At 71.4% G+C, this 26,026-nt stretch carries 24 protein-coding genes; 14 read left to right on the top strand and 10 right to left on the bottom strand.

The genetic code is table 11. The annotated features are described in order from the left end of the window. Position 1: 1 nt before the first annotated feature. The gene (locus tag QSV35_RS07595) at positions 2-1,156 is read left to right on the top strand and encodes a sensor histidine kinase (RefSeq protein WP_286288056.1); all 1,155 of its coding nucleotides are present in this window, start codon (positions 2-4) and stop codon (positions 1,154-1,156) included. Between the two features lie 162 nt (positions 1,157-1,318). Then, positions 1,319-1,996 carry a response regulator gene (locus QSV35_RS07590; protein WP_286288055.1) on the top strand — a complete coding sequence of 226 codons (678 nt, stop codon included), beginning with the start codon at positions 1,319-1,321 and terminating at the stop codon, positions 1,994-1,996. 5 nt (positions 1,997-2,001) lie between these two features. On the opposite strand, the gene QSV35_RS07585 is transcribed toward QSV35_RS07590, so the two are convergent. Further along, entirely contained in the window at positions 2,002-2,688 is a 687-nt protein-coding gene (locus tag QSV35_RS07585) for a hemerythrin domain-containing protein (protein WP_286288054.1), read from the bottom strand. A gap of 105 nt (positions 2,689-2,793) precedes the next feature. Between QSV35_RS07585 and QSV35_RS07580 the strand changes: the two genes are divergently transcribed. Together QSV35_RS07580 and QSV35_RS07575 are read left to right on the top strand one after the other, a co-directional pair. Beyond that, complete coding sequence (locus tag QSV35_RS07580) at positions 2,794-3,249, top strand: SRPBCC family protein (RefSeq protein ID WP_286288053.1); 456 nt, start codon at positions 2,794-2,796, stop codon at positions 3,247-3,249. 183 nt (positions 3,250-3,432) lie between these two features. Next, a complete protein-coding gene (locus QSV35_RS07575) occupies positions 3,433-3,837 on the top strand; it encodes a VOC family protein (RefSeq protein ID WP_286288052.1) in 405 nt (134 codons plus the stop codon). A gap of 37 nt (positions 3,838-3,874) precedes the next feature. Here QSV35_RS07575 and QSV35_RS07570 read toward each other — a convergent pair whose 3' ends face one another. Continuing rightward, positions 3,875-4,354, bottom strand: a complete 480-nt coding sequence (locus QSV35_RS07570; protein WP_286288051.1) for a winged helix-turn-helix transcriptional regulator — start codon at positions 4,352-4,354, stop codon at positions 3,875-3,877. 93 nt (positions 4,355-4,447) lie between these two features. On the opposite strand from QSV35_RS07570, the gene QSV35_RS07565 reads away from it, so the two are divergent. The 6 genes from QSV35_RS07565 (at position 4,448) to QSV35_RS07540 (ending at position 10,024) form a co-directional block, all read left to right on the top strand. Further along, positions 4,448-4,960 (top strand): SRPBCC family protein, encoded by a 513-nt coding sequence (locus tag QSV35_RS07565; RefSeq protein WP_286288050.1) that lies wholly within the window; start codon positions 4,448-4,450, stop codon positions 4,958-4,960. A gap of 176 nt (positions 4,961-5,136) precedes the next feature. Further along, positions 5,137-5,940 (top strand): ABC transporter ATP-binding protein, encoded by an 804-nt coding sequence (locus tag QSV35_RS07560; RefSeq protein WP_286288049.1) that lies wholly within the window; start codon positions 5,137-5,139, stop codon positions 5,938-5,940. Next, positions 5,937-7,397 carry an ABC transporter permease gene (locus QSV35_RS07555; protein ID WP_286288048.1) on the top strand — a complete coding sequence of 487 codons (1,461 nt, stop codon included), beginning with the start codon at positions 5,937-5,939 and terminating at the stop codon, positions 7,395-7,397. Before QSV35_RS07560 ends, QSV35_RS07555 begins: the two co-directional genes overlap by 4 nt. Positions 7,398-7,633: 236 nt before the next feature. After that, positions 7,634-8,227 carry an NADPH-dependent FMN reductase gene (locus tag QSV35_RS07550; RefSeq protein ID WP_286288047.1) on the top strand — a complete coding sequence of 198 codons (594 nt, stop codon included), beginning with the start codon at positions 7,634-7,636 and terminating at the stop codon, positions 8,225-8,227. A gap of 17 nt (positions 8,228-8,244) precedes the next feature. Beyond that, positions 8,245-8,853 (top strand): 2-phosphosulfolactate phosphatase, encoded by a 609-nt coding sequence (locus QSV35_RS07545; protein ID WP_286288046.1) that lies wholly within the window; start codon positions 8,245-8,247, stop codon positions 8,851-8,853. 1 nt (position 8,854) lies between these two features. Next, on the top strand, positions 8,855-10,024 hold the full coding sequence (locus tag QSV35_RS07540) for an NAD(P)/FAD-dependent oxidoreductase (protein ID WP_286288045.1): 1,170 nt from the start codon (positions 8,855-8,857) through the stop codon (positions 10,022-10,024). Here the strand turns inward: QSV35_RS07540 and QSV35_RS07535 are convergent. The 5 genes from QSV35_RS07535 to QSV35_RS07515 all read right to left on the bottom strand — a co-directional run bounded on the left by QSV35_RS07535 (position 10,018) and on the right by QSV35_RS07515 (position 14,312). Further along, complete coding sequence (locus QSV35_RS07535; RefSeq protein WP_286288044.1) at positions 10,018-11,613, bottom strand: AMP-binding protein; 1,596 nt, start codon at positions 11,611-11,613, stop codon at positions 10,018-10,020. The genes QSV35_RS07540 and QSV35_RS07535 overlap by 7 nt on opposite strands. A 64-nt stretch (positions 11,614-11,677) precedes the next feature. Continuing rightward, positions 11,678-11,818, bottom strand: coding sequence for a hypothetical protein (locus QSV35_RS07530; RefSeq protein ID WP_286288043.1), 141 nt, complete (start codon positions 11,816-11,818; stop codon positions 11,678-11,680). Between the two features lie 90 nt (positions 11,819-11,908). Beyond that, positions 11,909-12,397, bottom strand: coding sequence for a SprT-like domain-containing protein (locus QSV35_RS07525; RefSeq protein ID WP_286288042.1), 489 nt, complete (start codon positions 12,395-12,397; stop codon positions 11,909-11,911). 30 nt (positions 12,398-12,427) lie between these two features. Next, positions 12,428-12,955: a hypothetical protein gene (locus QSV35_RS07520; protein WP_286288041.1), complete on the bottom strand. Its 528-nt coding sequence runs from the start codon at positions 12,953-12,955 to the stop codon at positions 12,428-12,430. 88 nt (positions 12,956-13,043) lie between these two features. Next, the gene (locus tag QSV35_RS07515; protein WP_286288040.1) at positions 13,044-14,312 is read right to left on the bottom strand and encodes an MFS transporter; all 1,269 of its coding nucleotides are present in this window, start codon (positions 14,310-14,312) and stop codon (positions 13,044-13,046) included. Positions 14,313-14,526: 214 nt separating this feature from the next. Between QSV35_RS07515 and QSV35_RS07510 the strand changes: the two genes are divergently transcribed. From QSV35_RS07510 to QSV35_RS07500, 3 genes are all read left to right on the top strand, one after another. Beyond that, positions 14,527-17,250 (top strand): AAA family ATPase, encoded by a 2,724-nt coding sequence (locus tag QSV35_RS07510; protein ID WP_286288039.1) that lies wholly within the window; start codon positions 14,527-14,529, stop codon positions 17,248-17,250. Positions 17,251-17,373: 123 nt separating this feature from the next. Next, positions 17,374-18,726 carry a vanadium-dependent haloperoxidase gene (locus QSV35_RS07505; protein WP_286288038.1) on the top strand — a complete coding sequence of 451 codons (1,353 nt, stop codon included), beginning with the start codon at positions 17,374-17,376 and terminating at the stop codon, positions 18,724-18,726. A 265-nt stretch (positions 18,727-18,991) separates the two neighbouring features. Beyond that, entirely contained in the window at positions 18,992-22,141 is a 3,150-nt protein-coding gene (locus QSV35_RS07500) for an ATP-binding protein (RefSeq protein ID WP_286288037.1), read from the top strand. Position 22,142: 1 nt separating this feature from the next. On the opposite strand, the gene QSV35_RS07495 is transcribed toward QSV35_RS07500, so the two are convergent. The 3 genes from QSV35_RS07495 to QSV35_RS07485 all read right to left on the bottom strand — a co-directional run bounded on the left by QSV35_RS07495 (position 22,143) and on the right by QSV35_RS07485 (position 25,132). Next, positions 22,143-22,967 (bottom strand): ABC transporter permease, encoded by an 825-nt coding sequence (locus QSV35_RS07495; protein ID WP_286288036.1) that lies wholly within the window; start codon positions 22,965-22,967, stop codon positions 22,143-22,145. Then, the gene (locus QSV35_RS07490; protein ID WP_286288035.1) at positions 22,964-24,034 is read right to left on the bottom strand and encodes an ATP-binding cassette domain-containing protein; all 1,071 of its coding nucleotides are present in this window, start codon (positions 24,032-24,034) and stop codon (positions 22,964-22,966) included. Before QSV35_RS07490 ends, QSV35_RS07495 begins: the two co-directional genes overlap by 4 nt. Positions 24,035-24,271: 237 nt before the next feature. Continuing rightward, positions 24,272-25,132: a spermidine synthase gene (locus tag QSV35_RS07485; protein WP_286288034.1), complete on the bottom strand. Its 861-nt coding sequence runs from the start codon at positions 25,130-25,132 to the stop codon at positions 24,272-24,274. 136 nt (positions 25,133-25,268) lie between these two features. On the opposite strand from QSV35_RS07485, the gene QSV35_RS07480 reads away from it, so the two are divergent. Next, complete coding sequence (locus QSV35_RS07480; protein WP_286288033.1) at positions 25,269-26,024, top strand: 5-oxoprolinase subunit PxpA; 756 nt, start codon at positions 25,269-25,271, stop codon at positions 26,022-26,024. Positions 26,025-26,026: the final 2 nt, after the last annotated feature.

The following is a 26,026-nucleotide window of genomic DNA, read 5'->3' as shown; positions in this document are numbered from 1 at the left end:
CGTGATCCGTGCGCTCCCGACCCGTCAGCTCATGACGGACATCGTCATCGCCGCGGCGTTCTTCCTGGCGACCGGATTCGTCGAAGTGCGCGACTCGATCTGGAGCGTGCACGCGGCGGCGACCGTCCTGGTCGGGCTGGCGATGGCGGGCGCGCTCGCGGTACGACGGCTCTCTCCCGCCCTCGCCCTCGCGATCGCGTGGGCCGGGGCCGTCCTGCAGATGAGCGCGGGACTCGATCCGATGGCGAGCAACGCGGCGATCTTCGGAGTCCTGTACGTGACGGCCGCCTACGGGACGCGGCTCGTGTTCTGGCTGGGGTTCGCCTCCGCGCTCGTGGGTGCGCTCGTCATCACGATCTACCTCTATCTCCTGCGGTCGCCGCTCGGGATCGGCTTCCACTGGCAGAACCTCACGATCGCCGCGGTCATGTGGGTCGCGGTGTCCTTCGGGCTCCTGCTGTGCTGGACGATCGGCGCCCTGGTGCGCACCGCCCGGCGTGCGCGGGAGAACCGCACGGCGCAGATCCAGGCCGAACAGGATGCCGCGTCCGAGCAGGAGCGCGTGCGCATCGCGCGCGATATGCACGACATCGTGGCCCACTCGCTCGCAGTCGTCATCGCCCAGGCCGACGGTGCGCGGTATGCCGCGGCATCCGATCCGGCCACCGCGACGGCGGCGCTCGGCACGATCTCGTCGACCGCGCGGGCTGCGCTCGCCGACGTGCGGCTGCTGCTCACTCAGCTCCGGCACGCGCAGGGCGACGGACCGCAGCCGACGCTCGCGGACCTCGAGGCCCTCTACGCGCAGGTCCGCGCCGCCGGTGTCGACCTTCGCGTCACCGTCGATCCGGCGCCCCCGGGCGAGCCGCCGGCCGCTGTCCAGCTCGCGGTCTACCGCATCCTGCAGGAGGCGCTCACCAACGCGCTCCGCCACGGCGGAGCCCCCGTGCAGCTGCGGCTCGCGTGGTACGCCGACCGGGTCGACCTCGACGTGCGCAATCCCCTGCGGGCGGATGCCGTCGCCGGCGGTTCGGGCCACGGGATCATCGGCATGCGCGAGCGTGCGCAGCTCGTCGGCGGCATGCTGGAGGCGGGCGAGGATGCGGGCGCCTTCGTCGTCCGCGGCTCCCTGCCGATCGGCGGTGAGGGCCCTTGAGCGCTGACTCAACTGAGGTGTCGAAAAGGAACGGGTCGTTGAGCGAGCGAAGCGAGACGAAACGCGCTGATGCGGCGCGGATGCTGAAGGGTGCGGGTCGTTGAGCGAGCGGAGCGAGACGAAACGCAGAGACGGAGCGCAGGCGCTGAAGGGATCAGGTCGTTGAGCGAGCGAGGAACGAGCGAGACGAAACGCGCTGACGCCATCCGGGTGGTGCTCGTGGACGACCAGGCGCTGTTCCGCGCGGGCATCCGCATGCTCGTCGACTCGCAGCCCGATCTCGAGGTCGTCGGCGAGGCATCGGACGGGCAGGAGGGCGTCTCGGTCGTGCGCACCGCGCGCCCGGATGTGGTGCTGATGGACATCCGGATGCCGGTCATGGACGGCCTCGCGGCGACGGCCGAGCTGCTGCGCGATCCGGAGCCGCCGCGTGTCGTGATGCTGACGACGTTCGACCTGGACGAGGCCGCCGCACGCGCGATCCGCGAGGGCGCGAGCGGGTTCCTCCTGAAGGACGCCGATCCCGAGTTCCTCCTTGCCGCGATCCGCACGGTGCATTCAGGTTCGGCGGTGATCGCCGCATCCGCCACCCGCGACCTGTTCGCGCACTTCGCGGATGCCGCACCCCGCCCGGTGCCGTCTGCCTACGCCGCCCTGACCGACCGGGAGCGGGAGATCTTCGCACTCGCGGCACGAGGCCTCTCGAATGCCGAGATCGCGGCGCGCGAGTTCCTCTCCGAGGCGACCGTGAAGACGCACATCAGCCGCATCCTCACGAAGCTGGGTCTACGCGACCGTGTGCAGCTCGTGGTCTTCGCCTTCGAGCACGGCCTCGCGTAACGGGGTCAGCGCCCTTCGAGCGCGGCCCGGTGCTTCTCGTACTTCGGCTTGCCGACCCAGCGCCAGAGCAGACGCACGGGACCGGGGAGGTTCTCGTGAAGCCACTCGTCACCGCCGTCCGGCTGCGCCGTGACGATGGCGCCGAGCGAATTCCAGGACTGGCCCTTCGGAACCGACTTGCGGCCGTGCTCCGAGAACCACTCGACCTCCTTCTCGGTGATCACCGTCTCCATCACGGGGACGATGTTCGCCTCCTCGTCGGGGAGGTGGATGGCGAGGCAGTCGTTGACGCCGGCGAGCGCGGTCAGGACGGGCTCCGCATCCGCCGCCTTTGCCGACGCCCGCCAGGCGGGCACCGCCGCGTCGAGCGCCGTGAGCTGAACGAGCAGCTGGGCATGGTGCTCTTTCATCCGCTCGACGTGCACGGCGCAGGCGGGCGCGCGGTCGGCGAGGGGCGCCCACAGGCGTTCGTCCTCGCCCTCGTGATGCGCATGCAACGCGACGGACAGGAGGTTGAGCTGCTCGGCGACAACTTCGGCGTGCGCGGTGTCGCCCTCGGCGACGCGGCCGACGAGGCTCGGCGCCTCGCCGAAGCCGACCTTGTACATGCGGTGGATCTCGATCATTCCGCTCGCATCGCACGTCTTGGGCTGAGGGACGTCGCCGGTCGGCGGCAGGGGAGTGGCGGGCATCGTGCCTCCTTCGCTGACTCGCCTCGACGCTAGTCGCGGCCGCCGACACCCGGTAGGGGTTCACCTCCCCTCCGCCGGCAGTTCACAGGGGAGAATGGACGCACCATGGCATTCACCTTGGCAGTCGACATCCACGCCGCTCCGGCCGATGTCTTCGCCTTCGTCGCGGACTTCACCAAGACCCCACAGTGGTATTCGGCGGTGCAGCGCGTGGAGCATCTCTCCGGCGACGGCGGCGCAGGGACGCGGTACATCGTGCACCGCCGGCTGCCGGGCGGACCCGCGATCAACATCGTGCAGGTCAGCGCCTACCTCGCCGGACAAGAGGTCTCTTTCACGTCCGTCGAGGGGCCGACCCCGTTCACGTATCGTTACCGCATCCAACCGGCGTCGGGCGGAGCGCGCCTGCAGCTCGACGGGTCGATCAGCGGAGCGGGGCTGACGGGCCCGGCCCAGTTCCTGGGACCGTTCGCCGAGCGGTTCTTCAGCCGCGGGATGCAGGACAACCTCGGCAGTCTGAAGAGGCTCATCGAGCAGCCCACGTCGCCGCGGACGGCCTGAGTCCGTCCCCTTCGACGGGTGGTGTCGACGAGCGGAGTCGATTCGACGGGCGGAGTCCGGTCCGGGGAGGCGGGCGCGCTCCGCTCATCGAACCGACTCCCTTCCTCGGGTCGGAGCCGCGAGTTCGCGTGCGGGACACGGGCTGTTCGCCGGCATGTCGGAGGGGCGCGCCAGAATCGCAGGATGGAACTGCAGCTCAGCATGGTCGTGCTCGAGACGAGCGACCTCGACGCGTCGATCCGGTTCTACCGGCGACTCGGTCTCGACATCCCGGATGCATCGGCGGAGCGGCCGATGGTCGCGCACCGCATGCCGAGCGGCGTGACGCTGCTCATCACCGACGGCTTCGCGAAGGCCTACGACAAGACGTGGCAGCCGCCTGCGGGCGGCTACTCGCAGATGCTCGAGTTCTACGTGGGAGAGGATGCCGTGGTCGACAGCACGTTCGCCGACCTCGTCGCCGCGGGCTACAACGGGCGCATGGCGCCGACGAAGACGATCGGCCCGTACGCCGCCATGGTCGACGATCCGGACGGCAATGTCATCCTGCTGACCTCCGACGAGGCCGCATCCCCCGACGCGGCCTGACTGCGGGTCCGGCCGACACTGCGGCCCCGGCGGTGCGTCAGGCGCGCATCTCCCGCGCGGCGGGGCTGCGTCGGCTCGCGAGGTACTCCGGCGGCATTCCGGGGCCGATGGCCACCGCGGTCTCCTCCGTGGAGACGACGCCGCAGTTCTCGCACGCGGTCACGGCGTGCACGGCGCCGCCGCACGTGTGCGTGTAGAGGATCGGCGGGTCGATCGGCGACGCCCACTCGTCACCCCACTCGGTGAGCGCGATGAGCGCGGTGGCGAGCGCGCGACCCTTGTCGGTGAGGACGTAGTCCGCGGCGCCCCGGCGCTCCATGATCCCCGTCTCGACGAAGGCGTCCAGCCGCGTGGCGAGCACGTTGGTGGCGATGCCGAGGTTCGCCAGGAAGTCGCCGAACCGCGTCACCCGCGCGAACAACGCGTCGCGGATGATCAGCAGGCTCCATCGCTCGCCGACGATCTCGAGCGACCGAGCGATCGAGCACACCTGGGTGTCGTACGTCCTGCCCAACATGGCTTCGAGATTACCACTTGCGTGATGCAAGTGGTATGCGTAGCATCCTCTCGACGGGAGTTCCGTTGCATCATGCAAGCGAAGGAGCAGCACATGTCTGCGAACTACAGCACGACCATCACCGTCGACGCGACGCCGCAGCAGGCCTACGACGCGATCAACGACGTCTCCGGCTGGTGGGGCCGCATCACCGGGGCCACGACGGCCGTCGGCGACGAGTTCGTCTACGTCGTCCCGGGCCTGCACTACTCGGGGTTCCGCATCACCGAGCTCGAGCCCGGCCGCCGCATAGCGTGGCTCGTCACCGGCAGCTACCTCGACTTCGTCGCCGACCACCAGGAGTGGAACGGCACGACGGTGCGATTCGACATCGCGGCGACGGATGCGGGGACCGCCGTCACCTTCACGCACGAGGGGCTCACATCGGACGGGGAGTGCTACGACAACTGTTCGAACGCGTGGAACATGTTCGTCAACGTCAGCCTCAAGCGGTTCATCGAGACCGGCGCCGGCATGCCGTACCTGTTCGGCGGCGACGAGCCGCTCACGGCGGAAGACCACGACGCTCTCCACCGCCAGACGGCGGATGCGGTGGCAGCCCGCTGACCTGTCGTATCCCGAGGCTCGCTGCGTTTCGTCTCGTCGCTGGCGCTCCTCGCTCAACGACCCGCGCAGGGACGTCTCAGCGAGTTGACCCGCGCACGCGGGATCATCCTTGCGATGTACGCGGATGCATCCACGGGCCGATGTCGTGCAGAACGACGCTCCGTAGCGTCGAAGGCATGGAGATCACGACCACCGACCTGGGACTCGCTGCCCGGGTCCAGCAGCTGACGAAGACCTACGGCACCGGCGAGGGGGAGGTGCGCGCGCTCGACGGTGTCTCGGTGGGCGTGCGCCGCGGGGAGTTCACCGCGATCATGGGCCCGTCGGGCTCGGGCAAATCCACCCTCATGCACATCATGGCGGGACTGGATTCGCCGTCCTCCGGCCGCGCCTGGATCGGCGACACCGAGATCACCGGCCTCTCCGACCTCGAGCTGACGGTGCTGCGCCGTCGCCGCGTCGGCTTCGTCTTCCAGTCGTTCAATCTCGTCCCGACGCTCGACGTCATGGGCAACATCCGCCTCCCCATCGACCTCGACGGCCGGCGACCCAGCGCCCTCGAGAAGGCGCGCATCGACGGGCTCGTCGAGACGCTCGGACTCGATGCACGGCTGTCGCACCGCCCGCATGAGCTGTCCGGCGGGCAGCAGCAGCGCGTCGCGATCGCCCGGGCGCTCGCCACCGCGCCCGACCTCGTCTTCGCCGACGAGCCGACCGGCAATCTCGACTCGCGCAGCGGACGCGAAGTCCTGGCGCTCCTCGCCGCCGCGAGCCGGGAGCACGGCCAGTCGATCGCGATGGTCACGCACGACCCGATCGCCGCGAGCCATGCCGACCGCGTGCTCTTCCTCGGAGACGGGCGCATCGTCGCCGACAAGCCGCGCCAGAGCGCCGAGGAGATCTCGGCCTACATGCTCGCCGCCGAGCTCGGCACGGCGACCTCGCAGGGTGCGCCGGTCGTCGCGGGGGTGACCGCATGACCGCTCGAGCGGTCGCGGCGACGCCGCGCGCGCAGGGGGATGCCTCGCGCCTCTCGTGGCTGCGGGACCGGGGGATGGGGGCCTCCATCCTCGTCGCGGCCATCGCGACCGCGTTCGGAGCAGTGCTGATCTCGGCGACCGGGTTCATCTCCGCGATCCTCAAGCACGACCCCGCGACGCGCGACAGCGAGACCCTGGCGTTCGTCCTCAACTTCATCGTTTTCGTGCTGCTGGCGGTCGCGGTCTACGTCGCAGCGATCGTGACGGCCAACACCTTCGCGACGGTCATCGCCGGACGCACGCGACGCATCGCCCTGCTGCGCATGATCGGGGCGACCGCGCGCTCGCAGCGCGCCGAGGTCGCGCGGCAGGGCCTCGTCGTCGGCACGATCGGCGGCGTGCTGGGGCTCGTCGCCGGCGTCGCGATCTCGGCCGGAGGGGTGGCGTGGGCCGAGCGGGCGCTGTCGCTCGACGGACTCTCGTTCACGCTCCTCCAGCCCATGCTGCTCGTGCCCGCGATCGGCGTCGCCCTCACGACGTGGGCCTCCGCGTGGGCGGGATCCCGTCGTGTCCTGACCGTGACGCCGTTGCAGGCGCTCGGCGGGTCGGTCGAGGCATCCCACCGCGAGATCGCGCGCCGTCGCGGCCGCAACGCCGTCGCGATCACGCTGATCGTCGTCGGCGCGCTGCTCCTCGCGGCGGGGATCGCGGCCGGGCTCGTGACACCTCTCGGCGTGATCGTCGCGTTCTTCGGCGGGGTGTTGTCCTTCACGGGTCTCGCGCTCGGGGCGACGCTCGTCATGCCGCCGATCCTGCGACTGGTGGGCCGCCTGTTCGGGGGATCGGCCACAGCGCGCCTCGCGTCGGAGAATGCGCTGCGCTACCCGGAGCGGTCGAGCCGCATGGCGATCGGCGTCGTCATCGGCGTGACCCTCGTCACGATGTTCGCGGTGGCCACGGAGTCGGTGAAGCAGGTGTTCGCGGCGGCGTTCGGGGGGACGCTGCCGCCCGAGTTCGCCACCGTGATCGACACGTTCTCGGGCATCATGATGGGCCTCGTCGCGGTCTCGGCCGTCATCGCGGCGGTCGGGCTCGTCAACCTGCTGACGCTCGGCGTCGTGCAGCGCCGTCGGGAGTTCGGCCTCCTGCGCGCCCTCGGGCTCTCGAACGCGCAGGTGCGGAAGGTCGTGCTGCTGGAGGCGACGCACATCACCGTCGCCGCGGTCGCGACCGGTCTCATCCTCGGGGTGTTCTACGGATGGGCGGCCGCGCAGTCGCTCCTCGGCTCGATCCACGCTCCGGGGGCGTCCCGGCCTGCGGGGCTCGTGGCCCCCGGGGTGCCGCTCTGGCCCGTCGCCGCGATCGTCGTCGCCACGGCAGTGCTGACGCTCATCGCCGCGGTCGCTCCGACACGTCTCGCGACCAGGGTCTCCCCGGTCGCGGCCCTCGCGGAGTAGCGCGACCTGCGGGGCGCCCGCATCCGCTTGCCCGAACCCCCGGTCTCACGCGAGACCGGGGGTTCTCGTCGAGACAGGTGGCGTCGCATCATGTCTCGGCGAGAACACCCTGTCTCGGGTCGACGCGGGGACCGAAACGGCGGCTGAAGGCGCGCAGCGGTTCGAGGGAGAGATGGATGCGGCGGCCCCTGGTATTCCATAGGGATCTGGGGCACGCTACGTGCAAGGAGGTCCCCATGAAGATCGAGATCATCGAGCACGAGCCGCCCTACCGCGTCGGAGTGCTGATCGGCAGTCTGTCCACCGCATCCATCAATCGCCGATTGGCCCACGCGCTCGAGAAGCTCGCGCCGCCGGAGTTCGAGTTCTACGAGGTCGACTACAGCAAGCTGCCGCTGTACAACCGCGACTTCGACGCCGATTACCCGCAGGTCGCGCTCGACTTCAAGGAGCAGGTGCGCGAGGCGGATGCCATCATGTTCGTCACGCCGGAGTACAACCGCTCGATCCCGGGCGCACTGAAGAACGCGATCGACTGGGGCAGCCGGCCGTGGGGCACGAGCGTGTGGGTCGACAAGCCGACGGCCGTCATCGGCGCCTCCGGAGGGCAGATCGGCACAGCGGTGGGGCAGCAGTCGCTGCGCAGCACCCTCAGTTTCCTCAACGCCCGGCAGATGACCTCTCCGGAGGCCTATATCCACTTCACCCCGGGGCTCGTGGACGACAGGGGCGATGTCACCGTCGACAGCACGCGCGAGTTCCTCACGATGTTCATGGAGAAGTTCCTGGAGTTCACCGCCCGGGTGCTGACGGTCATCCCCAAGCACTGAGCGCATACGCTGGCGGGATGCATCCGTTCGACCAGTCCCGCTATCAGGTGCGCCTCGAGCATGGCGCGGACGGGCTCTCGCGGCTCGCGGCATCCGACATCGTCATCGTGGTGGACGTACTCCGCTTCTCGACGACGGTGACGGATGCCGTGGCGCGCGGCGAGGCCGTGCCGTGGGATGACGCGGAGTCGGTGAACGGCGCGCCCGTCTCCCGCGCGGCGGCGGCCGACGGGTCGCTCGTGCTGCTCGGGTGCTTGCGCAACGCCTCCGCGGTCGCGGCTGCGGCCCTGGCCGAACAGGTGCGCCGCGGTGCGCGCACGAGCATCGCCGTGATCGCCGGGGGCGAGGCCGGGCGCTTCGCCGCCGAGGACGAGCTCGGCGCCGGCGCGATCGTGGACGCGCTCGCCGCCCTCGGTCTCGACCACTCGTCGCCCGAGGCCGCCGTCGCGTGCGAGGCGTTCCGGGGTCTCCGCGGCGCGGTGCGCCATCTTCTGACCGCGAGCGGATCCGGGCAGGAGCTCATCGAGCGCGGGCTCCGCGACGATGTGCTGAACGCGTCCGCGATCGACGCGACGGATGCGGTGCCCCTGCTCCGCGACGGCGTCTTCACCCGGTTCGGCCTCTGACGTGGCGAGTTCGAGCGACGTGATCGTCGTCGGCGCGGGCGCGTGGGGGCTTCCGACGGCCCTGCAGCTGCAGGACCGCGGGCATTCCGTCACGCTGATCGACCGGTTCGCCATCGGCAGCCGGTTCGCCTCCAGCGGCGGCTCGACGCGCCTGTGGCGCCTCGCCGATACGCATCGCTGGCGCGCGAGGGCCATGGTCGGCACGCTGCGGGCGATGGAGCGGTTGAGCGACAGACTCGGCGAGCCGGTCTTCCAGCGGACCGGAATGCTGTGGCGCGACGACGTGTCGCTCCCGGATGTCGCCGAAGCCCTCGCATCCATCGATGCGGGGTTCCAGGAGGTCGACGCCGACGGTGTGGGCGACGTCTTCCCGGGCCTGCGCCCCGACGGCCGCGGCGCGCTCTTCGTCGAAGACGCCGGGATCGTCCACGCCGACCGTCTGCTCGGCGGTGCGCTCGCGGCGTTCGAAGCAGCCGGCGGCACCTACCTCCCCTGGACGCGCGTGCGCGAGGTCGTCGCCGCAGACCGGCACGTGTTCGTGCGGCTCGAGGACGCCGCTGACCTGTGGGCGGATCAGCTCGTCCTCGCCGCCGGGCCGGGCACGCCCGAGCTCCTTCCCGGGCTCGGACTGCGATTGCCGCTGCGCCCGGTGACCGAGCAGGTTGTCTACTTCGGCTCGCCGGGCGGCGAGCCCGTCGACCTGCCGGGCCTCGTCGACGTCGGTGTCGGCGACGCACCGGGGATCTACGCGATGCCGAACGGATCGGCCGGCTACAAGGTCGGGCTCGACCTGCCGCTGCGCTTCCTCGCCGAGGGCACTCTCGGTGAGGACCTCGACCGCCACGAGGACCCCGCACGCACGGAGTCCATCCGCGCGCGCGTGGAACGCGACCTCACCGCTGTCCCGTCGCACGTGCTCGCCGCGCAGGTGTGCACCTGGACGGATTCGGGCGACGGCGACTTCGTCGTCGGCCGCATCCATCCGCGCATCGTCCTCGCCTGCGGCGACAGCGGCGAGGGGTTCAAGTACGCGGCGTTCATGGGGGAGTATCTGGCGGACCTCGTCGAGCACGGGGCAGGGGATGCCGAGTTCCAGCGGCACTGGGATCCGCATCGCTTCGGCGCGGATCCGGCCATGCCGGAGGCGGTGTCGGCCATCGGCCGTCACTGACGGGCGAGGGCCTCGCGATCGCGCAATCGGCGGCGGAGGATCTTGCCGGCAGCCGACTTCGGGATCGCGTCCACGAACTCGACGAGGCGCACCTTCTTGTGCGGCTCGACGCGCTCGGCGACGTACTCCATGACCTCGTCCGCAGTCAGGGTCGCACCCGGGAGCGGGACCACGAACGCCTTCGGGATCTCCTCGCCGTCGGCATCCTTCACACCGATGACGGCGGCGTCCGCGATCTGCGGATTGCTGAGCAGGAGCGCCTCGAGCTCGGCCGGGGCGACCTGGTGGCCGTGGTACTTGATGAGCTCCTTGACGCGGTCGACGATCTCGAAGTAGCCGTCGCGGTGCGCCCGCCCGACGTCGCCCGTGTGGAGGAAGCCGTCGGCGTCGATCGTGGCATCCGTCGCCTCGAGGTTCCCGAGGTAGCCGAGCATGACGTTCGGCCCCGCGATCCACAGTTCTCCCGGCTCCGTCCAGCCGTCCGCGCCGAAATCCGCGATCTCTTCGCCGCTCGCGATGTCGACGATGCGGCACGTGTCGTTCGGCACGAGGAGCCCGACGGATCCGAGCGGGATGTCGGGCCGGCCGAGGACGGGCAGGAATCCGGCCGGGCTGAGCTCCGTCATCCCGAATCCCTGCAGCACCGGAGCGCCCACCCGATCGGATGCGGCCTGCATCGTGCCGCCGTCGAGGGGAGCCGCTCCCGAGTACACGACCTCGACGGACGCCAGGTCGAACTCGGCCACCGCGGGGTGCTTCGCGAGCGCGACGACGATCGGCGGCGCGATGAACAGGTGCGAGCATCGCGTGCGCTCCACGTCGCCGAGGAACTCGATGAAGTCGAAACGCGCCATGGGGACGAGGGCGGCGCGTCCGATGAGCGGGACCCCCAGGATCACGCAGAGCCCGTAGGCGTGGAAGAAGGGCATCAGGGCGTGGACGCGATTCTCCGGCCGCACGTCGGTGACGGTCTTCATCTGCAGGATGTTCGCGATGAGGTTGCGGTCGCTCAGCATGACGCCTTTCGGCGTGCCGGATGTCCCGGACGAGTACGGGAGCAGCGCGACATGCGTCGCCGGGTCGAACGCGACGTCCGGCGCCGCACGCTTCTCGCTCAGGAGCGAGAGCAGATCGGGGTGCCCGGGAGCGCCGTCGATGACGATGAGTCGGTCGTCGGCGATCCCGACCCGGGAGGCCGCCTCGGCGATCGGGGCGAGGAGCGGGGAGATGGTCACCGCCCACGTCACGCCCGCATCCCGCAGCTGGACTTCGATCTCGTCCGCCGTGGACAGGCTGTTGACCGTGGTCACGGTCGCGCCCGTGCGGAGGACGCCGTAGAGCGCCGTGAGGTAGACCGGGATGTTCGGACACAAGAGCGCGACGACGGTTCCGACCCCGACATCTCGCGCGGCCAGCGCCCCGGCGAGCGCATCGATCTGGGCGGACAGTGCACCGTATGTCGTCTCGGCACCGGTCTTCGGATCGATGACGGCGGGACGCGCCAGGTCTTCCTCGCGGAGAGAGCCGAACAGGAACTCATGGATGCCGACATCCGGAATCTCGACGTCGGGCAGCAGGCTTGTGAACACGACGGACCCCCAGTCCCTCGGTGTGTTGACGGACCGCGCAGATCGCCGGCCAGCGTGCCGGCGGTCAGCGTGCCGGCGTGTCGGGCCCGATGTGCCCGCGGATGTCGGCGGCGGGATGGTCGCCGTGATGCAGCGGCATCGCCCGCCACGGATCGAGCTCCATCTCGTCGAGCTCTTCGGTGTCGACGTTGACGATCGGTTCCATGCCGGACCCCTTTCGCGCTTCCCCAGTCGCGCTCGCTGCATCCATAGAGGGTGCGGCAAGGCAAAAGATACGCCCGCGCGCGCCGCAGTTCTAGCGCGGGGTCATCGCGGCGAGTCGGGTGGATGCGGTGATCTCGCGCCGCGACCATTCGAAGAGGTGGTGCTCGTCGAAGCGCGGAGCGCATTTCACGCACGATGCCGCCCGAGTCGGCTTGCGGTGCCGGTAGGCGATGTGGCCCGCGGGGCACACCCCCACCCAGGGAGCGAGCTCGGTCGCGGTCTCTCCGTTGTGGGTCGTCCCGCCGAGGTAGCCGAGCGACCGCGCGGTGCGCTTCCATGTCGCCCCGTGCGCGGCCTTCGGGCCGGCGATGGCGTGCGCCACCTCGTGCAGGAGCGTCTGCCGGTTCGTCTCGTCGTCGTACCGTGCGGCGAGGTAGCGCGAGACGCTGATGCGCTTCGCGCGGTAATCGCATAGGCCCGCGCGACGTTTCGCATTGTCGAACGCGAACGACCACGACGAATCCAGATACCGGGTGATGAGGGATTCCGCTGAGGCCCTCACGGAGGCGAGTTCCGACATGCCCGTCAGATTAGAACGTACCTACGACACTCAGCTCGCCACACTGGCTTCGACGCGCCGCCGGTCGGCGGCGTCGATCGCGAGCAGCGTCGACTCGAGCTGGTCATCCGGGGTGCCCGCCTGCTGGCGGAGGAAGAGGGCGCGCTTGAACGCGGTGCGGGCGTCGCTGTAGTCCTCGGTCTCGAAGTACGCGCGGCCCAGGTGCTGCTGCGCGAATGCGGCGACTGCCCACCACTCCTGGCCTTCCGCCTCCTCCGCGCACGTCAGGAGCTCCTGCTCCGCCACTGCGTATTGACCGCGGTACTGCTGGACCGACGCGTGCAGGATGCGCGCCCGAAGGAGGTCTTTGCGGGTGCCGGCCATGCGCGCGACGCGCACCGACTGCTCGGACACCTCGAGCGCCTCGTCGAGATCGCCGAGGACCTTCAGCAGCCACACGCGCTCGAGGAGCGCCGGAAGGCTGCGCAGCACGCCCAGATCGTCGAGACGCTCCGTGCAGGCGCTCGGGTCGACGACCTCGCGCAGCGTGTCGGGGTCGTAGCCGTTGATCAGATTCACCGTCTCACTCCCTCTTCCGCAGGCCGGTGCCTCCTCCAGTCTGCCGTGCGTCGCGCGCCCCGCCGTGCGGGCACGCCGGGCGGCGCGGTTACGCACCGCCCGGCGTGCCCTCGAGGTCTTCGAGAACCGAGGCGGATCCCCCGCCTGCGGTGTCTCCGTCACCGGCGTCGCCCGCCGGGGCGGTGCCCGCGAGCCGCAGCCGGCGCACGGGGACGACCGACGCCGCGGCCACCGCGATGACGCCGGCGACCAGCAGGGCGACGCCGGCGCCCGCCGCGTCGATCGCCGCGCCGGCGAGGGCCGACGCGGCCGACGCGCCCAGATTGACCGACGTGTTGATCCAGCTGGATGCCTCGGTCTGGGCGTGCGGAGCGACCACCGTGTCCGCCACGAGGTAGCCCGTGATCAGCGACGGTGCGAGGAACGCGCCGAGCACGACGAGCCCCGCCGCGAACAGCGGCAGGGTGCCGAGCGCCGACACCGCGATCGCCGTGGCGCCGATCCCGAGGCACAGCACCACGAGCCGTACGCCGAGCGAGATCCGCCAGCGCACGTGCCCGTAGACGAGGCCGCCCGCGGCACTGCCGGCCGCGAATGCAGCGAGCAGCCAGCCCGCCGCGGGCACGGCGTCCTGCTCGGCCGCGAGAGCCGGTGCAGCGATCTCGACCACGCCGAGCACCGCCCCGACGGAGGTGAGGACGACGAGGACGCGCAGGAAGCCCGGCGTGGCGAGTGGGCGGGACCCGCGCTCGCGTGCCACCGGAGGAGTACCGGTCATGGCGGCCGATGCGCGGCTCGTGATCAGGCCTGCTGTCCCGATGAGCACCACTGCCGCCGTGTCGAACAGCCCGACGCTCGGGGACGAGGCGACGATGATCGCCGTGACCGCCACGGGGCCCGCCACGAAGAGCAGTTCCTCGGCCACCGCGTCGAGGCTGAACGCCTTCTCGCGCTGCGGGCCCGCGTCGGTGAGAGAGCTCCACACGACACGCATGGCTGCTCCGAGCGGAGGGGCCGAGACGCCGACGACGATCGACAGCGCGACGAACCACGCCATCGCCGCACCGGGGATCGATGCGACGATGCCGAGCCCCGCGAAGCCGGCCGACTGCACGACAGCGAGCAGGGCGAGGGCACGGGGCTGACCCCAGCGGTCGACGGCTCGCGCGCGCCAGGGAGCGGCGATGACATTGGCGAGGCCGAAGGCCGCGGAGGCGAGGCCGGCGAGCGTGAAGGAGCCGGTGCTCTCCTGGACGGCGAGGAGGACGGCGAGGCCGGCCATCGCGAGGGCAGATCGGCCGATCAGTGCGGGGATGAAGGCGCGCACGGCGCCGGGAATGCGAAGAGATGCGAACACAGGGATGCTCCGGAAGGAATCTGACGGTGAAAGGTCCGGAGGGTCGTCGAATCGACCCTCGACGGATGAGAACCTGCGCAGGTGGGACGCAGGGCCGTCAGATGAACATCACGATGTGAAGCACTCTGCGACCCTAACAGGGCCGAGCTGGGAGACCGCGGGCCCGCCGCACGGGCGGGTGCCGCCGCCGACGGATGCCTGGGATGATGTGTGCGTGAACGCCACTGGGGATGTGGTGGGTCGCGATCAGGAGCTCCGCACGATCCACGCGTTCCTCGACGCCCCGATCTCGGAGGCCGCGGGGCTCGTTCTCCATGGCGAGCCGGGGATCGGCAAGTCGACGCTGTGGCAGGCAGCGGTCTCGGCCGCGCGCGAACGAGGCTGTCTCGTGCTCCGGTCGAGGCCGGCGGAGGCCGAGCGCGGCCTGGCCCTCATGGGCCTCGGCGATCTCCTCGATCCGGTCTTGGACGGTGTCGTCGACCAGTTGACCGCACCCCGACGACATGCGCTCGAGGTCGCACTGCTGCGGGAGGGCGAGACAACGGGAGGAGCCGCGGACGAGCGCGCCCTGGTTGTCGCCGTGCGCGATGTCGTGCGGCTCCTCGCCGCGCGCACGCGAGTCGTCGTCGCCATCGACGACGTCCAGTGGTTCGACGCATCCTCGATACGCACGCTCGCCTCGGCGCTGCGACGTGTCGACGCGCCGGTCCGCGTCATCCTCGCGCGCCGACCGGGGACCTCGGAACTCGAGGAGGCTGTCGACGTCGAGCGTCTCTCGATCGGGCCGCTCGACGTCGGCCCGCTGCGCACGCTCCTCACGGCCCGCCTCGGGCGTCCGTTCGCGCATCAGACCCTCGTGCGCATCCACGAGGAATCCGGCGGGAACCCGATCTTCGCTCTCGGGCTCGCCCGCATGGTCGACGAGGATGCCGACCCGCTCCGGGTCCTGCTCGTTCCGCCCACGCTCGCCGAGGTCGTCCGAGCACGCCTCGAAGCGGTGCCCGAAGACACGCGCGAGGTGCTCGCGTTCGCCGCGGCGACGGGCTCGCCGTCGGTGTCGCTCCTGGAGCGCATGGGAGCGGACACGGGCGCGCTCGATCCCGCGATCGCGGAGCATCTCGTGGAGCGCGAGGGCGGCGCGATCCGCTTCACCCACCCGCTGCTCTCATCGGTCCTCTACGGCGATCTGGGCCGGCGGCGACGGACCGTGCACGAGCGCATCGCCGCCGTCGTCGCAGATCCTGTCATGCGCGCACGGCACCTCGCCCTCGCGACGGACGAGCCGGATGCGGCCGTCGCGACCGCGTTGGAGGAGGCGGCGGTCTTCGCGTCGAATCGCGCAGCGCTGGCCGGTGCGGCCGAGCTCGCCGAGGCGGCGCTCCGGCTGACGCCTGCCGGCGCGGTCGACGAGCACCGTCGGCGGGCGCTCGCCGCCGCGCGAGCCGAGCGCGCCGCCGGAGAGTGGACCCGCGCGCGGACGCTCGCTCGCAACCTGCTGGACGATCGCGGACTCGGGCCGCTCCGGGCCGACGTGCTGCTCCTCCTTGCGGAGTTCGAGGGTCTCGGCCAGGCCGTTGCGCTCCTCGAGGAAGCGCAGCGAGAGGCGGCATCGCGCCCGGCGATGCAGGCGGCGATCCAATGCCGGCTGGCCTGGACGACGCGCCACATCGAAGGGTTCGATGCCGCTTTCGCCCGCGCGCGTGTCGCGCTCGAGATGGCGGAGGAGCTCGACGACGATGCGCTGCGCGCAGAAGCGCTCTCGATGATGGTGATGATGGGACTCGCCACCGGCGACCCGGAGGCGCCGGGATATGCGCGGCGCGGCTATGAGCTCGCCTTGGCCACCGGTGATGCACGCAGGATCGCGAGTGCGGTGCTGGACCTCACGGACGCCATCGGGGACACCGATGAGACATGCCACATGGTCGAGCGCGTCTACGAGGACATCTGCGACGTCGACGAGCTGCTGGCCGCCGATGCACTCCGCCAGCTCGCGCACATCGAACATGGTCTCGGGCGCTGGGAGCGCGCGGCCGAGTATGCGGATCGCGCCTTCGACCTCTACGTCCAATACGGACTCGAGGTGCCGTGGATCCACATTCCGATCTCACTGATCGCGGTCGACCGCGGGCAGCTCGACGTCGCGCGCGCCCACTCGGAGCGGGCCCTCCAGCTGGCTCGCGAGCAGTTCGGCTTCCCCACCCCCGTCCACCTCGGGATCCTCGGCGTGGCGGCCCTTCGCGGCGGCGACCCGCGGGCGGCGATCGATCGTTTCGAGGAGGCGGAGGCGACCACCACCAGACTCGGGTGGCGCGACGCGGGGCTCCGTTGGTGGACGGCCGATCAGGTCGAGGCACTGCTTGCGCTCGATCGCGTGGACGAGGCGGGACGCGTCCTCGAAGCGTGGGAGGAGGGGAGGCCGGCCGCGGATCTTCGCACGCTCGCGCACATGATCCGCTGCCGCGGCCTCCTGGCCAGTGCCCGCGGCGACGTGTCGGAGGCCGCTGCGCTCCTCGAGGATGCGGTCCACAGGCACGAGCAGACGGGCGATTCGTTCGGTCGTGCCCGCGCCCTGCTCGCGCTCGGCACCGCCCGCCGTCGCCAGCTCAAGAAGCGCGAGGCCAGCGAGGCGATCGTCGCCGCGCTGGCCGGGTTCGAGGAGCTGGGGGCCGGTACGTGGATCGCGAACGCCCACGCCGAGCTCGGGCGGATCGGAGGCCGCACACGGACCGAGGGTCTGACGCCCGCCGAGCACCGCGTCGCCGCCCTCGTCGCGAAAGGCCGCAGCAATCAAGAGGTCGCGGCCGCGCTGTTCCTCCGCGTCGGGACCGTGGAGACCCACCTCTCCCACGTCTACGCGAAATTGGGTGTGCGCTCGCGCACCGAGCTGTCGCTCGTCTACCGTCTCGAGCCCGGATCGGACCGTGAGCAAAGTTAAGGGGAACCCCTGATTTCATCCCGGATTCGGAGGAATAGCGTCGGCGCTGTGCCGAGCTGACGATCCGAGACCTTCCCCGTGGGCTCCCATCTTCGCGGCGCTCGATTCGAGAAGGGGAAGACAATGAAATCGATCGTGGCTCTTCTCGCCGTCCTCCCGACGGCACTGGGGCTTGCCGGAGCCACCCCCGACATCGGTGCGACGCCCGCACCGATCACGCAGTGCGCGCCCGCCGCGCACTATCCGGCCGCGACGACACCCGTCGCGTTCTGGAGCACGGAGGCACGGTGCGCCATCGTTCCCGCCGGCGCCGGAGGCGTCAACGGCCCGGAGAACTTCGGCAACAAGTTCCCGGGCGAGGGCGGCGTGTACATGGCCATCGTCCATGTCGCCATCTACGACGCGGCGGTCGCCCTGGACGGCGGCTACAAGCCGTACGCCCCCACGGCTCCCGCCCCCGCGGGTGCGTCGCCCGACGCCGCGATCGCAACGGCCGCCCATGACACGCTGGTCGGTCTGGAGCCGCAGCTGCAGGGGAACATCGCCATCGTCGACGCCGACTACGCCGCCTACCTCGCTGCGATCCCGGACGGCCAGGCGAAGACCGACGGCGTCGCAGCCGGTCATGCCGCGGCCGTGGGCGTGCTCGCACTCCGGCAGAACGACGGCCGGGGATGCACCACGACGGTCCAGCAGCTGGGCCTCCCGCCCGCGGGTCCCGGGGTCTGGCAGCCCAATGCTTCGGGCCCGGTGCTCGGGCTGTGCCTGCCGGGCATGCGGCCGCTGGCGATGACGAGCGCGTCGCAGTTCCGTCCGGGCGGTCCCAACGCACTGACGAGCACGGAGTACGCGGCCGACGTCGATCAGCTGGAGGCCATCGGCGGTGCCGTCAGCGCCACCAGGACTCCGGCGCAGACGGACGAGGCCCTCTTCTGGACGGACCACGACACCCGCCAGTGGGACGACGGCCTCCTCCGCCTCGCGGCGGCCCAGGGGCTCGATCTCGTGCAGACAGCCCGCATGATGTCGATGACGGAGGTCGCGAGCGGCGACGCGCTGATCGCGTGCTTCGACGCCAAGTACCACTACTGGTTCTGGCGTCCCTACCAGGCGATCGCCGGCGCGAACACGGACGGGAACCCGGCCACCACCGCCGACCCGACGTGGAAGCCGCTGGGCGCGACGCCGAACTTCCCGGACTATCCGGCGGCGCACGCGTGCATCGGCGGGGCCATGGTCCAAGCCCTCGATGCGTTCTTCGGAACGGACGCCGTCACCTTCACGCTGGACAGCCGGGCACCCGGTGTCACCGAGCGGATGCGGACGTACGCGCGCTTCCAGGACGTCGTGAAGGAGATCGACTGGGCCCGCGTCCTCGTCGGAGTCCACTACCGCAATTCGGATCTGCAGGGCGCCTCGCTCGGCAGGACCGTCGGCCGGTACGTCGTCGGCAACTTCTTCCAGCCGACGAGCTGATTGAGACCGCGCTTCCTCGACGCGGGTCGCTCCCGCGAGGAGCGCAGGCGATGAGACGAAACGCGGCGAGTCGTGAAATCGGCCCGCTGCGTTTCGTCTCTCTGCGTTTCGACTGTGCGTTTCGACTCGCTCGACGACCGTCGCTCGCTCGACGACCGTCGCTCGCTCGACGACCGTCGCTCGCTCAAGGAACCGCGGGCCTTCTGGGGCACGGAGGCGCGCCGCGTCACGGGATGGCGTCCGGGGCGCGGGCTAGGCTCGCAGCGTGCGCATCCCCCTGCAGGTCGACGTCCTCAGGCCGGTGCGGATCGGCGGCGTCGAGCTGACCGGCGCGACGGCGCGCGCGCTCGTCGCGGCGCTCGCGCTCGCGGCTCCGGCCGCCCGCAGCGTCGAGGCGCTCGCGGGAGACGTCTGGGGAGACGACCCTCCGCAGAACCCGCGTGCGAGCCTGCAGACGCTCGTCTCGCGCGTGCGGGCGGCGACGGATGCCGACGTCATCCGCTCGACGCCCGCGGGCTACGCGCTCGCGCGGGACGCCCGCGTCGACCTGCGCGAGGCGGAGACGCTCATCATCGAAGCCGAGCGCAGTCCGCAGGGCCGCGTGGAGCTGTACGCGGCCCAGGCGCTCGCGCTGTGGGAGGGCGAGCCCGGCGCCGACCTCGGTGCAAGCCCTGTGGGCGCCGAACTGGCGGATGCCGCCGCATCCCTCCGCGCCCGGCTGGACACCGCGCTCGCCGCGGGCCTGACCGCGCAGGGCCGAGACGAGGAGGCCGTCTCGATCTACACGGCGCTCGCCGCCGCGAACCCCTACGACGAGTCTGCGACGGCGCAGCTCATGACGGCTCTGGATGCGGCGGGTCGCACCGCCGACGCGCTCGCGGTGTTCGCCGCACTGCGCGAGCGACTCCGAGACGACCTCGGCACGTCTCCGGGAGCCGCCATCGCCGAGCTCAACGCGCGGCTCCTGCGCGCGGACGACGAGCGCATCGCGCCGCGCGTGCGGATCGGGCTGCGCGCCGAGCCGAACGTCCTCCTCGGCCGCGACGCAGACCTCGCCGCGATCGCGCAGCTGCTGCGGGTGCATCGGGTCGTGACGGTCCTCGGGGCGGGAGGGCTCGGCAAGACACGGCTCGCCCAGGCGGCCGCCGCCGCATCCGACGCGCCCGTCGTCGTCTTCGTGCCGCTGGCGAGCGTGCGCGCCGGCGAGGACATCGCCGCCGCCGTGGCCGGCGCGCTCGGGCTCGGGGAGGCCGGCGGCTCGGGCCTGCTCGTCGAGCCGCGGCAGCGCCCGGAGCTGCGGGCGCGCATCGTCTCTGCTCTTTCCGAGCGCGCGACGCTGCTCGTGCTGGACAACTGCGAACAGGTCGTCGACGGCGCCGCCGCGTGGGTCTCCGACATCCTCGGCACGGTCCCCGACCTGCGCGTCCTGACGACGAGTCGCACGCCGCTCGCGATCGCGGGGGAGGCCGTGCATCCCCTCGCCCCGCTCGCCGCGGACGACGGCGACGGCCCGGCCGTGCGGCTGTTCCTCGAGCGCGCCCGCGCGGTGAGGCCCACCGCATCCCTCCCCCTCGATGTCGTGACCCGCATCTGCGCCCACCTCGACGGACTGCCGCTCGCGATCGAGCTCGCGGCCGCACGCGTGCGCACCATGACTCCCGCCCAGATCGAGGAGCGCCTGCGCGACCGCTTCGCCCTCCTCACGACGGGCGATCGCGCCGCACCCGAGCGGCACAGGACGCTCGAGGCCGTCATCGCGTGGAGCTGGGAGCTCCTCGACGATCAGGCGCGCCACGCGCTCGCGACGCTGGCCGTCCTGCCGGCGGGGTTCTCCGCCGAGACCGCCCGGGGTGTGCTCGGCATCCCGGTCGACGACATCCTCGACCGGCTCGTCTCGCAGTCGCTCCTCATCGTCTCGGACGACGACACCGAGGTGCGCTTCCGCATGCTGGAGACGGTCCGCGAATACGGGCTCGCCCGGCTCGCCGGCGACGATGCGACGGACGCGGCATGGGAAGGCGTGTTCCGATGGATGCGGGGCGTCGCCGACGGCCTCGTGTCCGACCTCCTCGACCCCATCGCGTTCACCGCGACCCGCGGGGAGCACGACAACCTCCTCGCCGCACTGCGGCGCGCGTACGAGGATGGCCGCGACCCCGAGATCGTCCTCGCCTTCGCACTCCTGGCACCCGGGTGGCTCGTCCGCGGGCAGTTCTCGGAGATGGCCGAGCGCATCCCGCCCGCGCTGGGGGCCGCGCAGCGCCTTGTGCGCACACCGGATGCGGTGCCCTTGGACGCGCTCGTGCTCGTGCTGACGATCGGCGCCGCGGCCGCCCAGTACGGCGAGGGCACGCCGGGCCTGCGCGCCACGGTCATGCTGCGCCGCATCCAGGGCGACCCGCGCGTCTCGCCGACGTTCGCCGCGGTCGCCGAGATCGTCACGGCCAGCCCCTCGGCCGAGTCGCTCGGCGCGGTCGTCGAACGTCTGCGCGCCTCGGAGGTCCCCGAGCATCGGCTCGTCGCGGAGCTCGCGCTCGGACAGTACGCGGAGAACGACGGTCAGCCCGCCGTGGCGCTCGCGGCCGTGCGCCGCGCGTGGACGCTGGCGAACGAGCAGGGCGCTGTCTGGCTCGCCGCGATGTCGGCCTCGAGCATCGGGCAGCTTGCGAGCCAGTCCGCGCAGCCCGCGGAGGCGCTCGCGTGGCTCGACCGCGCGGAGGAGGGCTTCCGGGTGTTCGGCCTGCACATCGGGATGCAGGAGCTCGACTGGATGCGGGCGGCGAGCCTCCTGAATCTCGGACGCATCGACGAGGCCCGTGCCCTCTTCACCGAGCTGGCCGAACGCCACGAGCTCAGCGCCGACGGGATGGAGCTCGCGTCGGTCGGCCGGTTCGGCCTCGCCGAGGTCGCCCGCCTCGAAGGACGCGCGGCCGATGCCGCGGTGGGATACCGCGGCGCGATCGCCCAGTTCTCCCGCAGCGTGCAGCGCGCCTCGCCATGGTTCACGCTGGCTGTCGCCGGCCTCGTGGCTGCGGCGGCGGCCGACGATCTCCTCCCGCCCGAAGAGCTCGCCCGCTGGGCGCGCCGCGTGCGCACGCGGATGCTCGCGGTCGTCCGCATGCAGGAGTTCGTCGACAAGCCCGTGTTCGGCGCGGTCTGCACGGCGGTCTCGGCGTGGGCGCTCACCGTGCCCGGGTGCAGGGACATCGCCGTGGAGCTCCTGGGCCTCGGCGAATCCCTCGGGTCTCGGCAGGACCTCCCGTGCCTGCGGCTCGACCCGCTCTTCGCGCGGACGGCCGAAGTCGCAGGCGTCGAGGCGACGCAGAAGGCGCGGGACGCGGCATCCGCTCTCTCGTCGGATGACCGCGTGACCCGCGCCCGTGGGCTGCTGTCGTCTGCCGCTCTGCGCGTCTAGGTCAGGCCTTCCGCATGTAGGCGCGCACGGCGAGGGGCGCGAACACCGCGACGATGACGAGTGAGCCGAGGAGCGAATACCAGAGGTCGAAGCCCACCGTCCCGCTGTCCGCGAGGTCGCGCACGGCGGTGACGAGGTGCGAGACCGGGTTGACGTTCGCGAACCAGGCGAGCCACGGGGGCATCGTGCTCGTCGGGACGAACGCGTTCGAGAGGAACGTCAGCGGGAAGAGGATCAGCATCGAGATCCCCTGCACGCTCGATGCCGACCGGGCGACCACTCCGAAGAACGCGAAGATCCAGCTCATCGACCAGGCGCACACGATGACGAGGATGCCGCCGGCGATCACGCCGGGAAGGCCTGCGCCGGGGCGGTAGCCCATGATCCAGCCCATCGTGAAGGTCAGCGTGGTCGCGATGCCGTAGCGCACGGTGTCGGCCAGCAGGGCTCCCGACAGCGGCGCGATGCGCGCGATCGGCAGGGATCGGAAGCGGTCGAAGACGCCCTTGTCCATGTCCTCGCGCAGCTGCGTGCCCGTCACGACCGAGGTCGTGATGACCGTCTGAACGAGGATGCCCGGGATGATGACCGGCAAGTACGACTGGACGTCGCCTGAGATCGCTCCGCCGAAGATGTACGTGAACATCAGCGTGAACAGGATCGGCTGGACCGTGACGTCCACGAGCTGCTCGGGCGTGCGGCGGATCTTGATGATGTTGCGTCCGGCCATCGTGAGCGTGTTGCGCACGGTCTGGCCGATGCCGGTGCGGTTCTTGAGCCTCCGCTCGGCGGGCGGGATGATGCGGGGTGCGGTGAGGGATGTCATGCCGGCACCTCCTCCTTCTGCTGGGTTCCGGTCCCCGAGCCCGTCCCGGTCCCCGAGCCCGTCCCGGTCCCCGAGCCCGTCCCGGTCCCCGAGCCCGTCGAGGGGTCGGTCTGGTCTGCGGCGTCGTGGCCGGTGATGGTGAGGAACACCTCGTCGAGCGTCGGCTTCTGCACGCTCATCTCGTCGAGGGCGATGCCGGCCTCGCGCAGCGTCACGAGCAGGTCGGTGACGCGATCGGGGTCGGCCATGGGCGCGGTGATGCGGGATGCCTCGGGCGACAGCGTGCCGTGGACGCCGAGCACCTGCTCGATCGCCCGCATCGTGTCGTCGATGTCCGCGGCATCCTTCACGCGCAGCTGCAGGCTCGAGGTTCCGATGGAGCCCTTCAGCTCATCGGGAGTGCCCTCGGCGACCACGCGGCCGCGGTCGATGACCGCGATGCGGCCGGCCAGCTGGTCGGCCTCGTCGAGGTACTGCGTGGTCAGGAGCACGGTCGACCCGGTCGCGACGAGCTCGCGGATCGTGTCCCACATCTCGCCGCGCGTGCGCGGGTCGAGACCCGTCGTCGGCTCGTCGAGGAAGATGAGCGGAGGCTGCGCGATGAGGGATGCCGCGAGGTCGAGGCGCCGCCGCATCCCGCCGGAGAAGTTCTTCAGCGGACGCTTGGCGGCCTCCGTGAGCGAGAATCGCTCGAGGAGTTCGTGCGCCTTCCGACGGGCGTCGGCACGGGAGAGCCCGAGCAGGCGCCCGAAGATCATGAGGTTCTCGGTGGCGGAGAGGGTCTCGTCGACGGACGCGAACTGGCCCGTGACGCCGATGAGCTGGCGGACGACGTTGGGCTGGCGGACGACGTCATGGCCGAAGACGCGGCCGCTGCCGCCGTCCGGACGCAGCAGCGTCGCGAGCATGTTGATGGTGGTGGTCTTACCTGCGCCGTTGGGGCCGAGCACGCCGTAGACGGTGCCCGCTTTCACGCGCAGGTCGACGCCGTCGACCGCCCGATTGTCGCCGAACACCTTCACGAGCCCGTCGGCCTCGAGGGCCCAGTCGGTGGTGTGAGTGGTCATGCACCCAGGGTGCAAGGTCGCGCTTTCGCGGCGCTGTCGTCGCGCTGTCGCCCGCTGTCGCCAGTCCCGGTCGCACCGCGAGGGGCGCCAGCGACCGGGACGAAACGCGGTGAGCAGATCTCTCGAGTTTCGCGGTCCCCGAGCCCGTCGAGGGATCGTCCCCGCCATCCTCGGAAGTGGCCACGCCTCCACAAGCTCGGTGACCTAGAGCCCACCGATCCTTGCGACCGGCGGGCTTCACCGCTCGAAGAGCGACTCCTTGGGCTTCGGGGAGGCGATGGCGGACGCATCCGTCACCGGCACGGCGCCCCGCTCGAACTCGTCGAGCTCCGCGCCCTCGGCGACCTTCGCGGGGTGCGGGCCCGCGGCGAGCAGCCGCGGCAGCCAGTGGGTGGGGACGGGGGCCGGGGATGCCGCGATCACGAGATTCCCGAATCGCCGACCTTTCAGCACCTGCACCTCGGCGAGCACCACCGCGTAGGGGAGCACCGCCCGGACGGTCGCGACCTGGCCGCGGGCGAAGGCGAGGCCGGCGCCGTCGGCGACGTTGACGAGGAGGACGCCGTCGGGGGCCAGCATCCGCGCCGCCGCCCGATAGAACTCGACGCTCGTGAGGTGCGCAGGGGTCTGCGCACCGGAGTACACGTCGCTCACGAGGAGGTCGACGTTCCCGGTCATCGCGGGCGGCAGCTTGCCGAGGACCTCGCGCGCATCGCCGATGCGGACGCGGATCGACGCCCCGCGCGGCAGCGGCAGGTGCGCGCGCACGAGCTCGACGAGGGCGGGCTCGATCTCGACCACCTGCTGACGGGAGCCGGGCCGCGTCGCCTCGACATACCGGGGGATCGTCATCGCCCCTGCACCCAAGTGCACCGCGGTCAGCGGCTGACCGGGCATCCGGAGCCGGTCGATCACCGCACCCATCCGGGCGATGTACTCGAAGCTGAGGTAGGTCGGGTCCTCCGGATCCACGTGGGACTGCGGCGTGCCGTCGACCTCGAGCTCGAACCCGCTCGTGTACGGCGCCGGCACGATGCGCGCGATCGCGCCGCTCGACAGCCGGACGTGCGGGGGCTCGGGTGCGTCGCGTCGGCCCATGCCTCAACGGTACCCGCGCCGCGTCGGCGCGATGCAGGAGATATGGCCAGCCGAGTCGGATATGTCGTCCGCTCAGCGCATGTCCTGAATCGTGCAGATCGGGCGCGTCCGGACCGCGGCCGCGTACCGTGGGATCATGCGCGCGATCGATCTCAACGCCGACCTCGGCGAGACCGTCGACGGGGTGCCGACCGCGGACGACGACGCCATGTTCGCGGTCATCTCGAGCGCCAGCATCGCCTGCGGCGGGCACGCGGGGGATGCCGCATCCATGGCCGAAGCGGCGTCGCGCGCCGCGCGGACAGGCGTCGCGATCGGCGCGCATCCGTCCTATGTCGATCGTCAGAATTTCGGCCGGCGGGCGATGGATGTCGATGCCGGGACGCTTCAGCGCCAGATCGCGCAGCAGCTGACGGCGCTGCGGGATGCCGGCGCCGACATCCGCTACGTCAAGCCGCACGGCGCGCTGTACCACGCGGCCGGCGGCGACCCCTCTGTCGCGCGCGCGGTCGCGGCGGCCGTCGCGGCGCTCGGATCCGATCTCGGCAGGCCGATCCCGATCCTCGGACTCGGCGCAGCCATCGAGGCTGCGGCCGCCGACCACGACCTGACCTTCCTCCGCGAGGCGTTCCTCGACCGCGGATACCGCGCCGACGGCACACTCGTCCCGCGCGGCGAGCCGCGCGATCTGCTGCACGACCCGCAGGCCGCCGCCGACCGCGCACTGCGGCTGGTCGCGGACGGCACTGTCGAGGCGGCCGACGGCACCGTCGTGCGGGTGGATGCCGCATCCCTGTGCGTCCACGGCGACTCTCCGGCCGCCGTCGCGATGGCCCGCGCGGTGCGCTCGGCGCTCGACTCCGCGGGCATCCCCGTCGAGGCGCCCTGGTGAAC

The sequence above is a fragment of the Microbacterium candidum genome, assembly GCF_030315975.1.
Taxonomy (GTDB): Bacteria; Actinomycetota; Actinomycetes; order Actinomycetales; family Microbacteriaceae; genus Microbacterium; species Microbacterium candidum.
This window is presented reverse-complemented; position numbering and strand designations above follow the sequence as displayed.

Bases quoted from the DNA above. Each gene is read 5' to 3' on its own strand.
- QSV35_RS07585 (WP_286288054.1), bottom strand. From the start codon at position 2,688: ATGCCCGCCACTCCCCTGCCGCCGACCGGCGACGTCCCTCAGCCCAAG.
- QSV35_RS07580 (WP_286288053.1), top strand. From the start codon at position 2,794: ATGGCATTCACCTTGGCAGTCGACATCCACGCCGCTCCGGCCGATGTC.
- QSV35_RS07575 (WP_286288052.1), top strand. From the start codon at position 3,433: ATGGAACTGCAGCTCAGCATGGTCGTGCTCGAGACGAGCGACCTCGAC.
- QSV35_RS07570 (WP_286288051.1), bottom strand. From the start codon at position 4,354: ATGTTGGGCAGGACGTACGACACCCAGGTGTGCTCGATCGCTCGGTCG.
- QSV35_RS07565 (WP_286288050.1), top strand. From the start codon at position 4,448: ATGTCTGCGAACTACAGCACGACCATCACCGTCGACGCGACGCCGCAG.
- QSV35_RS07560 (WP_286288049.1), top strand. From the start codon at position 5,137: ATGGAGATCACGACCACCGACCTGGGACTCGCTGCCCGGGTCCAGCAG.
- QSV35_RS07555 (WP_286288048.1), top strand. From the start codon at position 5,937: ATGACCGCTCGAGCGGTCGCGGCGACGCCGCGCGCGCAGGGGGATGCC.
- QSV35_RS07550 (WP_286288047.1), top strand. From the start codon at position 7,634: ATGAAGATCGAGATCATCGAGCACGAGCCGCCCTACCGCGTCGGAGTG.
- QSV35_RS07545 (WP_286288046.1), top strand. From the start codon at position 8,245: ATGCATCCGTTCGACCAGTCCCGCTATCAGGTGCGCCTCGAGCATGGC.
- QSV35_RS07530 (WP_286288043.1), bottom strand. From the start codon at position 11,818: ATGGAACCGATCGTCAACGTCGACACCGAAGAGCTCGACGAGATGGAG.
- QSV35_RS07525 (WP_286288042.1), bottom strand. From the start codon at position 12,397: ATGTCGGAACTCGCCTCCGTGAGGGCCTCAGCGGAATCCCTCATCACC.
- QSV35_RS07505 (WP_286288038.1), top strand. From the start codon at position 17,374: ATGAAATCGATCGTGGCTCTTCTCGCCGTCCTCCCGACGGCACTGGGG.
- QSV35_RS07495 (WP_286288036.1), bottom strand. From the start codon at position 22,967: ATGACATCCCTCACCGCACCCCGCATCATCCCGCCCGCCGAGCGGAGG.
- QSV35_RS07490 (WP_286288035.1), bottom strand. From the start codon at position 24,034: ATGACCACTCACACCACCGACTGGGCCCTCGAGGCCGACGGGCTCGTG.
- QSV35_RS07485 (WP_286288034.1), bottom strand. From the start codon at position 25,132: ATGGGCCGACGCGACGCACCCGAGCCCCCGCACGTCCGGCTGTCGAGC.
- QSV35_RS07480 (WP_286288033.1), top strand. From the start codon at position 25,269: ATGCGCGCGATCGATCTCAACGCCGACCTCGGCGAGACCGTCGACGGG.